The following is a 13,993-nucleotide window of genomic DNA, read 5'->3' on the forward strand; positions in this document are numbered from 1 at the left end:
CGGGCCGCTGGTGTATCTGTTGGTTTGCCAAAGCCATGGCAGAGTAGCCAAGCCCGGCAGGGATAAACGCTGAAGGCATCTAAGCGTGAAGCCCCCCTCAAGATGAGATATCCCATTCGAAAGAAGTAAGACCCCTTGAAGACGACGAGGTAGATAGGGCAGAGGTGGAAGTGCAGCAATGTATGGAGCTGACTGCTACTAATCGGTCGAGGGCTTGACCTAATAGCTTAGAAAGAGGCGAAGTCATTTGCGAAGCAAAGGACACGAGTAAATGCGGAGCATTTAGGAGTGACCGGTTGCTAAGCGGACGGTGTCGAAGCTAAGCGAAACGGTAAGTTGGAATTGGTTTGGTTTTGTGTATGCGGTTTTGAAGGTATAGTGTAGATAACATTTGGCTCCTTGGTCAAGCGGTTAAGACATCGCCCTTTCACGGCGGTAACACGGGTTCGATTCCCGTAGGAGTCATTTAAAAATACTTGCATATTTTATAAATATGTAAGTATAATATAGTATATGGCGCCATAGCCAAGTGGTAAGGCAAAGGTCTGCAACACCACACACTAGGGAGCCGAATAAGATAAATATTCCTCCTTAGCTCAGTCGGTAGAGCATGCGGCTGTTAACCGCAGTGTCGTTGGTTCGAGTCCAACAGGGGGAGCTACAAACCCAATAATTGTGCAAAATAACTAAATACGGCGCAGTAGCCAAGTGGTAAGGCAATGGTCTGCAACACCAGTATTCACCGGTTCAAATCCGGTCTGCGCCTCTTAAAAAGCCCAGAAAATCAAGGTTTTCGAGGCTTTTTCTTTTTTCAAAATCCTATAATTCTGTCTAAAAAAATAAGGTGGCAAAATTATAGGAAAGAAAAAGTTCACAATTTTTTCTACAAGTCCATTTTTCCATAATCCAATTCCCTTTTTTAAAAAATTAATTCTAAAATACAAATTTTCATGCTTTAATATTTATAGATATGTCCGCCAAAAACCGTTAAAAACCTTATAAAATCAAGTAAAATCGTTTCGTAAGGTGGACGATAAGGTGGCAGAATTTTGGTTGTTACAGCCTGTGCCATCATACTGTAGACAACTATTTCCTCTGTTAAGCGGAAGATTTATGCAATCATAGCATCAATTAAACTTACCTTACGTTCACTGTCTGTATGAACATAAGTACGCATGATGACCTCATAGTTATCGCCAATGATTTCAGCAGCTTCCTTTATTTCTCCCATATTGTGAGTCTGCCGGATCAGATTTGTTGCAAAAGTGTGCCGTAGTGCATGAAGATTATATTCTGGAATCTCAGCACGCTTACAAATTTTCTTTAGCGTATTGGCTAAATTTTGGATTGTAGGGCTGACACCATTTTGCGTAGATAATATCAAATCTGGAAAAACCCGATTTTTATCGTATAGCTCCATCATACATGATAGTGAAAATTCAGCTTCCTTGTTTAATGGAATAGTCCGTAAACTATTTGGGTATTTTGGAGGAGTCAAAATCATTTTAGTCTTTTTTTTGGAACCGGCCTCTCTGTTTTTAACCCTGCTAAGCGTATGTGTGATTTTAATGCCACGCCGTCCTAAAAAGGGCACGATAGAAGATTGACCTAATGCAAGCAATTCACCACCACGTAAACCTGTGTTTAAAAGGAATACAATGGCAGGACCATATCTATACAAATAGCGTTCATTTTTATTTGGACTGGGTTCCATTGCAATTTCTTTTATGATCTGCTCATGTTCTGGTGGGATGATTGAGATTTCCTTTGTTTCTACAGGAAGAACGGATTCTTCCGGCATTATCACCCGATTTAAAATATCAGAAAAGTTTTTTGGCAGTTCGCCGAGAGAAATTGCTGTTTTAATCATTGCAGACCAAAATAAGTAAATTTTCTTTAATGATGAATAACTCAGGATTTCCTTTTTAGCATTAATCGTTGCTGTAATATCATCAGCAGTCAGATTAGAAAATGTTTTGCTAAAAGCATCCGTATCTTTTAAATGATTTTCGTATGTTTTTTCTAATCGATCCAGGCTGGTTTGTTTGAATTTGCCAGCTTCAACCATGAGACTTTTGCGGAATAAGTATTTGTTCGCATAGTCCTGTACTTTGATGTTTGAAGTAATTGCGTCTTGTATTGCGACTTTTATCTTCCAGTCATCTAATAATGCTTTCGCTTCTCCTTTGGTAGGAGCATTAAACTCCTTGTCCGGTAGCCCTTTTTTTCTATATCGGGCAGTCCAACCTCCTCTCTTATTTGGAAATAGTGATCCATCCCCTTTGGATCTTCTTTTTTGTTGTGTACCTTTCGTTGTTCTCGCCATGAATAGTTCCCTTTCTTTAATGAGATATTCATGCCAAATCAGGTATAAGGTCTATTTTAATATAGCCAAGCCTGATTGACAATAACTTTCTAAAGGGCCTAAAAGAATATTTGCTTTCCTATGTTTTTCTTGAGAAACTCCTGAATAGAAGCTGGTGAAGTAAAATATTGCCGCCCAACTTTTGTAACGGGAAGAATTCCACTGTCAAGAAGTTCCCTGGTTTTTGTTTTTCCAATGCCGAGCATGGATGCTATCTCCTGAACGGAGTATGCTTTAAAGAGATTGTCTGTTTCACTCAATATAATCACCTCTATAAATTAGATTAATGAAAGAGTAGACATATCAGGAAACCGTTTCCTATGCCATGTTTCATGCACGTATGAGGTGTTACTATGTAATCATCAAGCTGCAGGCGTGCATTTATGCGACACTATCTGCAGCACCTATATACATTTCCTGATAAGGTATAAAATTATCAAGGTACAATAGCGTAAGACTTGGTTTTGTCTTAACAATTTCATTAAGTAATTAACTGAGATTTTTTCAGATTGAACAGATTATGTACTTTTTATAAAAAATTTTTCTATAAACTTGAAAAAAGAGAGGTGGGATACGTGATATTTCAATATTTTAATTGAAGTCATATATGCAAAGCAGAGTATTTAAGAACATACAATATATTGTGCATGAAGATTGACATATACTATATCATGTGCTACTATACTGCTATAGTTAATTTTATGCGCACCCATAGGGGGAGTTTTGGATTTGTATAAATCCTAAGACTCAAGGAGAGCAGTAAGGCTGCTTATTCCGCATAAGTTGTTTATGATTGTATAAAGTGTCACTATCTGTCCTTATGGGGCAATAGCGGCACTTTTGTTTTTTCGGTAATATTATCAGGGATATGAGAATGGATAGCGAAGGAATACTTCTCTTTTCATTCTTTTTTTATGCCCTAATGAAAGGCAGGATTGCCACAATCAGCTTTGGCTGTTTATGGATAAATAAATTTAAGAAAGGTGGTACACACATGAAAGAAACAAAGATTTATGCAGATGAGTTTTGCACTACATTTGCAAGTACAACGGAGATGCTGGAATTTCTGGCTGAGAGGGCAAAGCAGTCCAAGTGGATTCGTAAGCCTACCAGGATGCTAAAACTGGTTCCATTGGAAAAGGAGGCAGAAACCATTGAAGAAGCCTGTGAAAAAGAACTGGAAGGAATAGTAGAGGATACAGAAAAGAATACCCAGTTGGTATTAAAAGTGAACAAGGATTTTTATCCGGTTCGTGACTGTGCTATCCATACAATTCTGAAAAGAGCCGGCATTAATGGAACAGGATTAAAGAAACTGGAGAAAGCTACTTATGCAAAGGTAGTAAACTACTGTCTTCAGGTAGCGAAAGGAGATGCCTTAATCAAGGTGGCAGATGGAAAAGTATCTGCAGTACATGGCGGTGATGATCATGATTACTGTGTACTGGATATGCAGACAATCTTCAATATGACAAGTGATTATCTGAAAGCACATTTTAAGGGAAGTACGTATCTGGAGGGATCTGGAAGTTTTGACCATTCCATTGTGTCCGCTATATGGACTTTAGGAGGAAATCAGGAACTTTTGGATACTTATCACCAGGCTTTGGAGGATCATGGAATTGAGGATAAGAGCCTTGCTCCTGCACTGCGCTTGACTACTTCTGATGTAGCAGTAAGTGGTGTGAATCTGTATCCCATGATGCTGTCTCAAACCAGTAACCGTGTCATTAACCTGGGCAGTCCTATTAAACTGTCACATGATAGAGGGGCAGCCTTACAGGATTTCCGGAAGAATCTGGACAAAATTTTCTCCCGTTATCAGGAAGCAGTTAAAGGAATTGTTGGTTTGATGGATATAGAAATCCAAAATCCTGTAAACTGTCTGCATCTGATTATGAAGGAACTCAAAATCAATCAGAAAATCCGAAATGAAGTGGTAGATCTTTTTGTGGGACAATATGGGGAAGAGCCATGTACAGCTCATGATCTTTATTTTGCCATGCACGAAGCTGCTTTCTTTGCTGCTTGTGAAGGATTTTCTGCACCACGGATTTTAAAATTGGAAGAAGATCTTGCAAAAACACTGGTTTTTGACTGGAAAGCGTTTGATGTATACGGAACGATTAAATTATAAGGAGGACATGAGATGAATACAGTATTAAATTATCAGCCGGAAGTTCTGGTAGATACAGCAGATTTGAGCCGGGAAGATTGGCTGAATTATCGACGTCTTGGTATTGGCGGAAGCGATGCAGCGGCAATCATGGGCGTATCCCCATTTGCGACAATCAGGGATTTGTATTTCGATAAAATTGGTATTACGCCAGTGATTGAAGAAGAGGAAGAAAACTGGGTAGCAAAAGAAGTGGGACACCGACTGGAAGATCTGGTTGCCATGATTTTTGCCAAGAAGACTGGACTTGAAGTTTTCCCTGTACGAAAAATGTTCCGGCATCCGCTATATCCGTTTATGTTAGCGGATGTGGATTACTTTATCCGTTTTCCAGATGGCAGCATTGGGATTTTGGAATGTAAAACCTGTAATTACAATGCAAAAGACAAATGGGCAGATGATGGGATTCCTGAAAACTATGTTTTGCAGGTTCGTCATTATCTTGCAGTCATGAATATGAATAAGGCATATATTGCCTGCCTTTATGGAAACAATGAAAATGAATTTGTTTATCGGTGTCTGGAACGGGATAGAATGGAGGAAGAAGAACTCATTGACCAGGAGAAATACTTCTGGGAGGAATATGTGGAGAAGAAAATAGAACCACCGTATTCCGGAAAGCCAGATCTCATTTTGGCTAGTATCCGGAAATATAATGGTTACGCAGACAAATCAATTCCTGAAATCAGCATATCTAGCTTGGAATCACGCAGTCTTGAAAAATATCTCAAATTATCTGAAGAAAAATCCCAATTGGAAAAGAGAAAAAAGGAGATTGAAGCGGAACAACGTGCATTGAGCGTACCGTTTGTCGAGCTTCTTGGACAAGGGTGTAAGGCAGTGATCGAGGATGGGAGTTTCCGTTACCGGATTACTTATAATCCTACGATACGCACCCAGATTGGAAAAGAAAATATGGAGAAACTGAAAAATCAGCATCCGGATATCTACGAAGAATACACAAGCACTACAGAAAGCAGGATTTTCCGGATTAAAAAGGAGGTTGCATAATGTTACAAGGAAAAAAGGCATATATTTGTTCTCCGCTGTCTGCCCCGAATCCAGAGGGAATGCAGCATAATATGGAACTGGCAAAATACTATCTCATGCAGATGAAAAGGCTGTATCATTGCCGTACTTTTGCTTCACATGCACATCTTCCGTTAATGTTGGATGACCGTATCCCAGAAGAGCGTGAGACTGCAATGCAGATTGGAGCTTTGATGCTGGATTTATGTGAAGTATTAATAATTTGTGGTTCCTGCATCAGCGAGGGAATGAGAAGAGAGATTCAGACAGCATTTGAAAAAGGAAAAGACGTTTATTGGTATGATTCCAAGATGAAATCAGGCGAATTGATGAAAGTAGAGAACTGGAGGAGCATAGACGATGAGGTGCAAATATATACGTAAGATTTTTCAAAATGAGGAAAACGGATATACGGTTGCGTTATTTTCCACGCTGGATCATGAGGTTCCTCTTTCTGCCAGAGATAAATTTTGGGCAGACAAAAAAATCATTGCGTTTACTGCAAAAGGATATGACCTGCCTCTTACGGATGAAATCGAAATAGAGATGGAAGGCGAGTGGGAGACAAATTCCCATGGAACACAATACAAGGTAGAAACTTTTTTGGAAGTTGTACCTAGAACAAGGGAAGGTATCTTAGGATACCTTTCTTGTGGTTCTTTAAAAGGAATTGGTCCCAAAACGGCAGAACGGATTGTCAATCGTTTTGGTCTGGATACCTTGGAGGTAATGGAAAAGTATCCACAGGAATTATTAAAGATTCAGGGGATATCTCAGAAAAAACTGGACCGTATTGTGGATTCTTTTGGAAAAAACAAAGTATTCCGGGAATTGATGACTTTTTTATCACCGTTTCATGTTACGCCTAAAAAAGCAAATATGATTCTTCAGAAGTTTCGGGATCAATCCGTAGAAATCATTCGGAAGCAGCCTTATATACTTTGCTCAGTCAAAGGGTTTGGTTTTCTCACTGTGGATGCCATTGCAAGGCAGTGCTGTGCTGCAACAAATGATCCTATGCGTATTTCCGGATGCGTCAGCTATGTGCTGCGGGAAGCCATGAAGCAGAACGGACATTTATATCTGGAGCAGGAAATTTTGGTAAAAGATGCATTGAAGGTTCTGAATAAAGAACTGAATCTTCAGCCGGTGACGGAAACAGAGATTTTAAAAGTGTTATATCGTCTGGTCATGCAGGACAGTATCGTGGTAGAAGAGAATAGGGTTTACATTACCCAACAGCATCAGGAAGAAGAGGATACAGCCTCTATGATTGCAAGAAAATTGCATGAGCGAATTCCAGTTCTTACGATTGAAAAGGAACTGGAGGAAGCACAGGAGGATTTAAACATAACATTATCCGAACAGCAGAAAGAAGCAGTACGTATGGTTTTTGCAAACCCGATCAGCATTATTACTGGAGGACCTGGAACCGGAAAAACAACGGTTTTGAAGATCATCTTGTATATCTATCAGAAAAAATGCGGGAATGAAGTAAAACTGATGGCACCGACTGGACGTGCCGCAAGGCGAATGGCAGAGAGTACCGGAAGTGGAGAGGCAACTACGATGCACATGGCATTGGGGCTTTTTGGTGATGGTGATTATGAAGCACTTATAGATGAATTGTCCGCAGATTTTATTAATGTGGATGAGGTATCTATGGTAGATATGCACCTTGCCTATGAATTTTTTTACAAGGTAAAAGCAGGAGCCAGAGTGCTTTTGATAGGAGATGTCCACCAGCTTCCTTCTGTAGGAGCAGGAGATGTGTTCCGGCAGCTTATCTTGTGCGGGAAAATACCGGTTACTGTTTTAAATCTGGTATATCGCCAGGGGAAGGACAGCAACATCCCCATAAATGCTCAACTTATCAATGAAGGAAAGACAAACCTGCAATGGGGGGATGATTTCCAGATGGTCGAATGTTCAGGAGCAGATGCGGCGGCACAAATTGTTAAAAATATCTATCTCAAGGAAATTCAGATGTATGGTATGGAGCAAGTACAGATACTCTCTCCATATAAAGTGAGAAGTGCAGCCGGTGTCTTGGAACTGAACCGCAGTCTGCAGGACGAGGTAAATCCCCCTGTATCCGGAAAAAGGGAGCTTCATCTTGGCGGTGAGATATTTCGGGAAGGTGACAGAATCCTTCAAAACAAGAATACAGAATTTGCCAGTAACGGAGATTTGGGTACATTGGTACAGATTGCTGAAGATGAGGACAATAACCCTCTGGTTCAAATCGTATTTACAGATGGCCGCAGGGTGAAGTATGAGGCAGAGCAGGTGGAAATGATTGAACATGCAAACGCCATAACCATACACAAAAGCCAAGGAAGCGAGTGCCAGGTGGTCATCATTCCGTGGTTAAAAGCTTTTTATCCCATGCTGAAGCGGAACATCTTTTATACGGGAATCACCAGGGCAAAACAGCGTGTTTATATTGTTGGGGAATGGAAAGCCGTTTGTCAGGCAATCCACACAGATGATACGGGAACCAGAAAGACGATGCTGGCAGTAAAAATACAACAGTATTGTGAACGGTATCAGAGACAGGAAAACAGACGGATCCCTGCAACAATTTGCAACCGGGCTGTGTAAAAAAATAGCAAAATAGTTCAATGTTGAGAATTGGCAGGTTATTACTTTATGAAGGGATGTCCTGCCGGTTCCAAAGAAAGGAGCAGGCAATGAGCGAATTATTATATAACAAGTCAAAAGCAGTAGAAGAACTGAATAAAGTGGAAGGATTTTATCCTCTGGAACTTGCCAGAGTTATTTCTAATGAAGGGCAGGAGGAACAACGGTATCTGGATGTGAAATATCGGAAGCTGTGGTTCCGTCTGGTAAATCCCACAGGTAAGATTATCAGCCGGATTGTTCACTTTACCGAAAATATGGCAGTCGTAGAAGCCAGAATTTATCTGGATAAGTGTGATCAGGAAGATAATTATATTGCAAATTCCTTTTCACAGAAGTTTCGTACAGCAGATACACAGTTTGGGGATAAATTTCTTGAAATGGCAGAAACAGCGGCAATTGGGCGAGCTTTGGCAGATGCGGGGTATGGCCTGCAATTTGCTGATGTAGGGGAAGGAAATGATCCAATGCAGGTAGATGCAGGAATTCCTGTAAATCAGGGAACACAGATGCAGACTGCGATGCCAGCACAAACCCCTGCACCAGGAATGCAGCAGACTCCCAATCAGTCAGCAGGAACCATGCCATCATTTCCGCCTCAAGCAACTCCGGGGCAGCAGATGATGGAACAGTTTTATCAAGAAGCACAAGCCAATCGAAATACGATTGGCGGGGTAACGGGTACAGGACAGATGACAAATCCGGTAATGAGTCCGGCAACTGGATCTGTACCAGTTATGCAGCAGATGCCTTCTAAGCCGCAATTTCTGGATCCCAATATGCCAGTGGAAGAACTGGTGAAAAGGATGAGTTATGAGCAGGCAATACAAGTAGCCGTAACAGGACAGGGAAAATTTAGTGGAAAGACCATGGGACAGGTTGCAATAGAAAGTCCTTCCAGCTTGCAATGGTTCGCAGAACAGTATCATGGACAGAACCATTTCATACCGGCGGCAGCCAAAGTAATTCTTGCAAAGGTATAGCAAATAGCCGGCTTAACATTCTTTCCACAGCCAATAAAGGCTGTGGAAGAAAGGAGGAACCATAGAGTGTATGATATGTCAGGCTTTAGCTACGATATCACAGATGTCGTGCATTTACTGCAACTTAGAGTACGGCATAAAAATTCTTCGTCAATGGATGTGAATTGTCCATTTTGTGGAGAAACAAAAGGGAAAATGAATGTTAATCTTCAGAAAAATGTGTTCCGGTGTAATCGGTGTGATGCTTCCGGCGGAATGCTGGAATTATACGGAAGACTGCATGGTGTTTCCAGTGCAGAGGCAAACCGACAGATCCGGGAAGCTCTGGGAAAGGGGGAATACCGGACGGATTATCAGGTGGTTCATAAAGAAGAGCCTGTAGAAATTTTTAATGCCGAGTTAGCGGATGCGGATGTCATTGACCGAACATATCAAGAAATGTTGTCGTTATTGACCTTAAATGATAAACATCAGGAAGATCTTAAAAAAAGAGGGCTGACGAAAGAACAGATCGAGATACAGAGGTATCGTAGTGTACCATTGTTTGGAATTAAAAATATGGTACAAAAACTGTTGGAATCTGGACAGACGGTAAAAGGTGTGCCGGGATTTTATGAAGATCAAGATGGGAAATGGACAGTTAATTTTACTTCTAAAAATTCTGGGATTTTGATACCGATTCGGTCTATGGAAGGAAAAATACAAGGATTTCAGATACGGTTGGATCAGGTAATGGAGGGACGGAAGTATATCTGGCTTTCCAGTGTGAAATTCCAAAATGGAGTATCATCAGGGAGTCCGGTACATGTCATAGGAAGTCTGGACGCAGAACAGATCTATTTAACAGAAGGTGCATTAAAAGGTACGATAGCCCACTATTTATCTGGAGATACGTTCATTTGCGTTGCTGGTATCAATCAGTACAGAAATTTAAAGCCAGTTTTGGAAACGCTGAAAAGCAGGCATCTGCAGCACCTATATGAAGCTTATGATATGGATAAAAAAATGAAGGTATATTGTGATGGGGATTCTGAGAAATGTGATGCTTGTCAACGTAAACCAGCCACTTTTTATTGTCCGCATAAGATGCAGAAACGGCAGATTCTACAGAACGCTTGTAGAAAGGTGTATGAAATCTGTAGTGGATTGTCTATTTCCATGAGCCGTATGGTTTGGGACATGGATTCTTATGGTGAGTGGAATGGGCAGATCAAAGGAATTGATGATTATTACTATGTATTGAAAAATACGGGGTAAATATGGACCGGGCAAGCTGTCCGGTCTTATGGAAGAGGAGGATTCGATGAAACGAAAGAAAATTTACGGTATATTTATGCTTGTAGCCATTGCTGTTTTTTTATTTGCAGGAGAAAGGATACTGCAAATTTATTTGAATTATCAGGAAAGTCAAAAAGTCTATGAGCAGATGGAAGGGTTTACACAAAAGATAGAGGATCAAGACCTGTCACCAGAAGCGGTTCCAGGGGAAACACCAGAGGAGGTTGCAGAGCAGGGATTCCTACAGGTGGATTTTAACAAGCTGGAAGAAATCAATCCAGATGTCATTGCATGGATTGAGATTCCTGGTTTGGAAATTAGTTATCCGGTAGTCCAGGGGAGGGATAATGACTATTATCTGCATCACCTGATTACGAGAGAAAATCATAAAAGTGGCAGTATTTTTATGGACTTTCAAAACCAGGAGGATTTATCAGACAGAAATACCATTATCTATGGGCATAATATGAAGGATGGGAGCATGTTTGGAACCCTGAATCAGTATCAGTCACAGGCACTTTATCGAAACTATCCCTATTTTTATATGTATGTGCCAGGATATATTTATGAGTATCAGATTTTTTCCTGTTATGCAGCACCGACGGATCATCCAGCATATACTTATGATTTTCCTACTTCTGAGGACTATGAAGTTTTTCTGGAAACACTACAAAGAAGTGCTGAGTATAACACAGGGATGACAGTTACCAAGGAGGATCAGGTAGTGACCTTATCAACTTGTGTAAATACCCGAAAGGATTATCGCTATTTAGTACATGGAAAACTGAAACAGAAAATAAAAATGGAGGAATAACAGATGTTAGATTTTGAGTATGCAAAGGCATTGGCAGAGGTTGTGCTGGATACAACTTGCAGCGAAAAAGAAAGAGAAGTACGGCTGGAGTGTTTAACCCAAATATTTGGCAGAGCAAATGCTTATTTAAAGAAAGGCTTCTTACCCGATGTGGTAGAGGCTTTTTTTGTGCGAAAAATGAAAGGTTTGCCACTGGTATCGACAAAGCAGGATATGCAGGATTTTTTGAAAGTCAGTACACCCCATTATTTTGGCGGGAAATTTACAGTTAGTAATATTCCGTATTATTCTGAGGAAGAAGAACTGCTACTTTGGTCAGAAACATCACTTCGTGGTCCAGTGATTTCAGCCGGATACGAACGCTATATGGAACTGTTTAAAAAGATTTTGCCTCAAAAGGCAGAACAGATTAATTTTTTATAAAGAGAAATAATTCGAATGAGGACTGGAAATATATGGTGGTTTAAAGATAAATGTTAAAAATTATTATATAGGAAGAAAGCATCTGTCTGTAGCAAAATGCTGCAGACAGGATATTTTTTTGAAAAAAAGTTGCTTTGTACGGAAGCTCTGCGTACAAGAGAAGTATAAAGAAAAAAAGGAGAGATGATTTTATGATAAAAAAAGTTCGGATTGCGGTAGACCATGGCAATAGAAATATGAAAACCTGTTCCCGGGTATTTACGACAGGGCTTACCATTCAGGATAAAAAGCCTGCCAGAGGGGAAAAGTTCCTGTTCTATGAGGGAAAGTATTATGTGCTGAGTGAAAATAGGATTCCTTATCAAAGAGATAAAACGCATGATGATCGGTTTTTTATCCTTACTCTATTTGCAATCGTAAAAGAGCTGGAGGAAAACCCTCAAATTCAGCCAGAGGATGTCATTCAGGTGGATCTTCCGATTGGGCTGCCACCCAAGCATTATGCAGAACTTTGTGAACGGTATGAAGCATATTTTAAAAGACAAGGGAAAATCCATGATATCAATTACTGTGGTAGGACATATCATATCACCATTGGAGAGGTAATGGCATTTCCACAGGACTATGCGGCTATGATGACTATGATTGAAAAGCTGCAGCAGATTCCCAAAGTAGTAGGAATTGATATAGGAGGATTTACTACTGACTATCTGCTGATGCGGAAAGGTAATCCAGATATGGAAGCCTGTGATTCCATGGAAAAAGGCGTGATTACCATGTATAACAAGATTATTTCCGGGATTAACAGTGAATATGATATTTTGTTAGAGGAAAGTGATATTGACAGTATCCTTCAGGGAAACACAGAGTTTTATGAAGAGGCTGTAGTCCGTATGACAGAAGGTATGGTGCAGGATTTTGTAAAAGATCTGCTGAACAGTATTCGAGAAAGAGGCATAGATACCAAAGCAGCATATACGGTATTTATTGGAGGCGGTGCAAAGCTATTGAGCCATTTTCTGGAACAATCGGACCGTCTGGGGAAATATACCTTTATTGAGGATATTTCTGCCAATGCCAAAGGATATGACAGACTGTTTCAGATTATGTAGAGGAGTGTGATAAATGTGGAGAAAAAGAATCCCTATAAATTCACACTTGGATTTGATAAAACAAAGCCTTCACATGTGAGGGCAACAGAAATCCTAAACTCTGTAAAGGATAAGGCAGATTTAATCGCTTCAGCATTGGTATCTTACATAGATGATGTCCGACAAGAGGAAGGGGCTGTTTTAAGCAATGAAGCTCTTCAGGTTCTAATGCAGGAGATGGTAAAGCAAGAAGTAGCAAAAGCAATGCACCTGCATTCCATAAAGCCAGAGGAGCCGAATCGTAATTCAAATAGTGTAATGGCTGTGCAGCAGGAATCACTTGAAACCATTACTCCGGAAGTAGCAAAAAGTGTAAGAGATGCTATGAGCATATTCCGTAATCGATCATAAACAAAAAAGAAGCACTCGATGAGATGCTTCTTTTTTTGTTTATTTTTTATCGTCCACAGGAAACGCACAGATTGGACAAAGGTTTTTCACAGATTCTATCCATATACTCATAGGTTAGATATTGTTAGAAAAAGTTAATCGGAATGCTCTTTTTCTTTTAATGCAGAAAGAAGTTCACGCAATGTACGAAGGGCAATCTGGCGATCATCTTCGGAACAGGTTTGCAGCTCTTTCATGATTTGATATGTGGTAGTATCTGCTTCATCTTCCTGAACAACGGAATCAATAGAAATTCTCAAATACTGGGTAAGAGGAATCAAAGTAGCAAGTTCTGGATTTCCATTGCAGGTTTCAATATCAGAGATTGTTCGTGTGGAAACTCCTGCCCGTTCTGCCAGACTGGACTGTGACAGGCCAAGCCGTTCTCTTTCGCTTCTTACCGTGTAGCCTAATTTTTTCTTGACGGTATCCATCCGCATCCGCATCACCTCACTTATTGTTTTATTTTAACGTAGATTGATAGTAAGAGAAACGCATTATAGCACATGATAAAACGCAATATAGTGTGAGTAAGCGGTGCTTTAGAACCTGTAAAAGGAGGAAAGCACCCATGCTGCAAGCAAGGAAAAGGCATTCGTGTAGCGATTCATCAAAAAAATTCTTCTATTATGGGGAAACGAAGAGAGCCATTTATATGCAGGATATGCGTTAAGTGTTAGATATTCCGTGCAGTATCCTGCATGGTTTAGAAGAAATGTCGGATTAGTTGAATACTGGTTC

The 13,993-nt window shown here is 40.3% G+C and carries 13 protein-coding genes, 3 tRNA genes and 1 rRNA gene; 14 read left to right on the forward strand and 3 right to left on the reverse strand.

Features of this window, described 5'->3' with window-relative positions:
• The 4 genes from WBS51_RS03730 to WBS51_RS03745 all read left to right on the forward strand — a co-directional run.
• A 23S ribosomal RNA gene (locus WBS51_RS03730) occupies positions 1–222 on the forward strand; the annotation flags it as partial.
• A gap of 171 nt (positions 223–393) precedes the next feature.
• A tRNA-Glu gene (locus tag WBS51_RS03735) sits at positions 394–465 on the forward strand.
• Between the two features lie 120 nt (positions 466–585).
• Positions 586–658, forward strand: a tRNA-Asn gene (locus tag WBS51_RS03740).
• Positions 659–694: 36 nt separating this feature from the next.
• A tRNA-Cys gene (locus WBS51_RS03745) sits at positions 695–766 on the forward strand.
• A 345-nt stretch (positions 767–1,111) separates the two neighbouring features.
• On the opposite strand, the gene WBS51_RS03750 is transcribed toward WBS51_RS03745, so the two are convergent.
• Both WBS51_RS03750 and WBS51_RS03755 read right to left on the reverse strand, forming a co-directional pair.
• Positions 1,112–2,326, reverse strand: coding sequence for a site-specific integrase (locus tag WBS51_RS03750; RefSeq protein WP_059085258.1), 1,215 nt, complete (start codon positions 2,324–2,326; stop codon positions 1,112–1,114).
• Positions 2,327–2,424: 98 nt separating this feature from the next.
• The gene (locus tag WBS51_RS03755) at positions 2,425–2,625 is read right to left on the reverse strand and encodes a helix-turn-helix domain-containing protein (protein WP_243148421.1); all 201 of its coding nucleotides are present in this window, start codon (positions 2,623–2,625) and stop codon (positions 2,425–2,427) included.
• 734 nt (positions 2,626–3,359) lie between these two features.
• Between WBS51_RS03755 and WBS51_RS03760 the strand changes: the two genes are divergently transcribed.
• The 10 genes from WBS51_RS03760 (at position 3,360) to WBS51_RS03805 (ending at position 13,213) form a co-directional block, all read left to right on the forward strand.
• Positions 3,360–4,502 (forward strand): transposase, encoded by a 1,143-nt coding sequence (locus WBS51_RS03760; protein ID WP_117942267.1) that lies wholly within the window; start codon positions 3,360–3,362, stop codon positions 4,500–4,502.
• Between the two features lie 12 nt (positions 4,503–4,514).
• On the forward strand, positions 4,515–5,552 hold the full coding sequence (locus WBS51_RS03765; RefSeq protein WP_117942268.1) for a YqaJ viral recombinase family nuclease: 1,038 nt from the start codon (positions 4,515–4,517) through the stop codon (positions 5,550–5,552).
• A complete protein-coding gene (locus WBS51_RS03770; protein WP_117576790.1) occupies positions 5,552–5,953 on the forward strand; it encodes a DUF7768 domain-containing protein in 402 nt (133 codons plus the stop codon). Before WBS51_RS03765 ends, WBS51_RS03770 begins: the two co-directional genes overlap by 1 nt.
• Positions 5,931–8,174, forward strand: coding sequence for an SF1B family DNA helicase RecD2 (gene recD2, locus WBS51_RS03775; protein ID WP_117851338.1), 2,244 nt, complete (start codon positions 5,931–5,933; stop codon positions 8,172–8,174). Before WBS51_RS03770 ends, recD2 begins: the two co-directional genes overlap by 23 nt.
• Before the next feature lie 89 nt (positions 8,175–8,263).
• The gene (locus WBS51_RS03780; protein WP_171026667.1) at positions 8,264–9,196 is read left to right on the forward strand and encodes a hypothetical protein; all 933 of its coding nucleotides are present in this window, start codon (positions 8,264–8,266) and stop codon (positions 9,194–9,196) included.
• A gap of 75 nt (positions 9,197–9,271) precedes the next feature.
• A complete protein-coding gene (locus WBS51_RS03785) occupies positions 9,272–10,453 on the forward strand; it encodes a CHC2 zinc finger domain-containing protein (protein ID WP_255647054.1) in 1,182 nt (393 codons plus the stop codon).
• Between the two features lie 46 nt (positions 10,454–10,499).
• Complete coding sequence (gene srtB, locus WBS51_RS03790) at positions 10,500–11,288, forward strand: class B sortase (RefSeq protein ID WP_227190900.1); 789 nt, start codon at positions 10,500–10,502, stop codon at positions 11,286–11,288.
• Between the two features lie 3 nt (positions 11,289–11,291).
• Entirely contained in the window at positions 11,292–11,711 is a 420-nt protein-coding gene (locus tag WBS51_RS03795) for a hypothetical protein (protein WP_025579114.1), read from the forward strand.
• Positions 11,712–11,902: 191 nt separating this feature from the next.
• Positions 11,903–12,823, forward strand: a complete 921-nt coding sequence (locus WBS51_RS03800) for a ParM/StbA family protein (RefSeq protein ID WP_055153598.1) — start codon at positions 11,903–11,905, stop codon at positions 12,821–12,823.
• A 15-nt stretch (positions 12,824–12,838) separates the two neighbouring features.
• Positions 12,839–13,213, forward strand: a complete 375-nt coding sequence (locus tag WBS51_RS03805) for a stage III sporulation protein AF (protein ID WP_171026669.1) — start codon at positions 12,839–12,841, stop codon at positions 13,211–13,213.
• A gap of 134 nt (positions 13,214–13,347) precedes the next feature.
• On the opposite strand, the gene WBS51_RS03810 is transcribed toward WBS51_RS03805, so the two are convergent.
• A complete protein-coding gene (locus tag WBS51_RS03810) occupies positions 13,348–13,692 on the reverse strand; it encodes a helix-turn-helix domain-containing protein (RefSeq protein ID WP_005342243.1) in 345 nt (114 codons plus the stop codon).
• Positions 13,693–13,993: the final 301 nt, after the last annotated feature.

Source organism: Blautia acetica (assembly GCF_038739805.1).
In the GTDB taxonomy this organism is placed as follows: Bacteria; Bacillota; Clostridia; order Lachnospirales; family Lachnospiraceae; genus Blautia.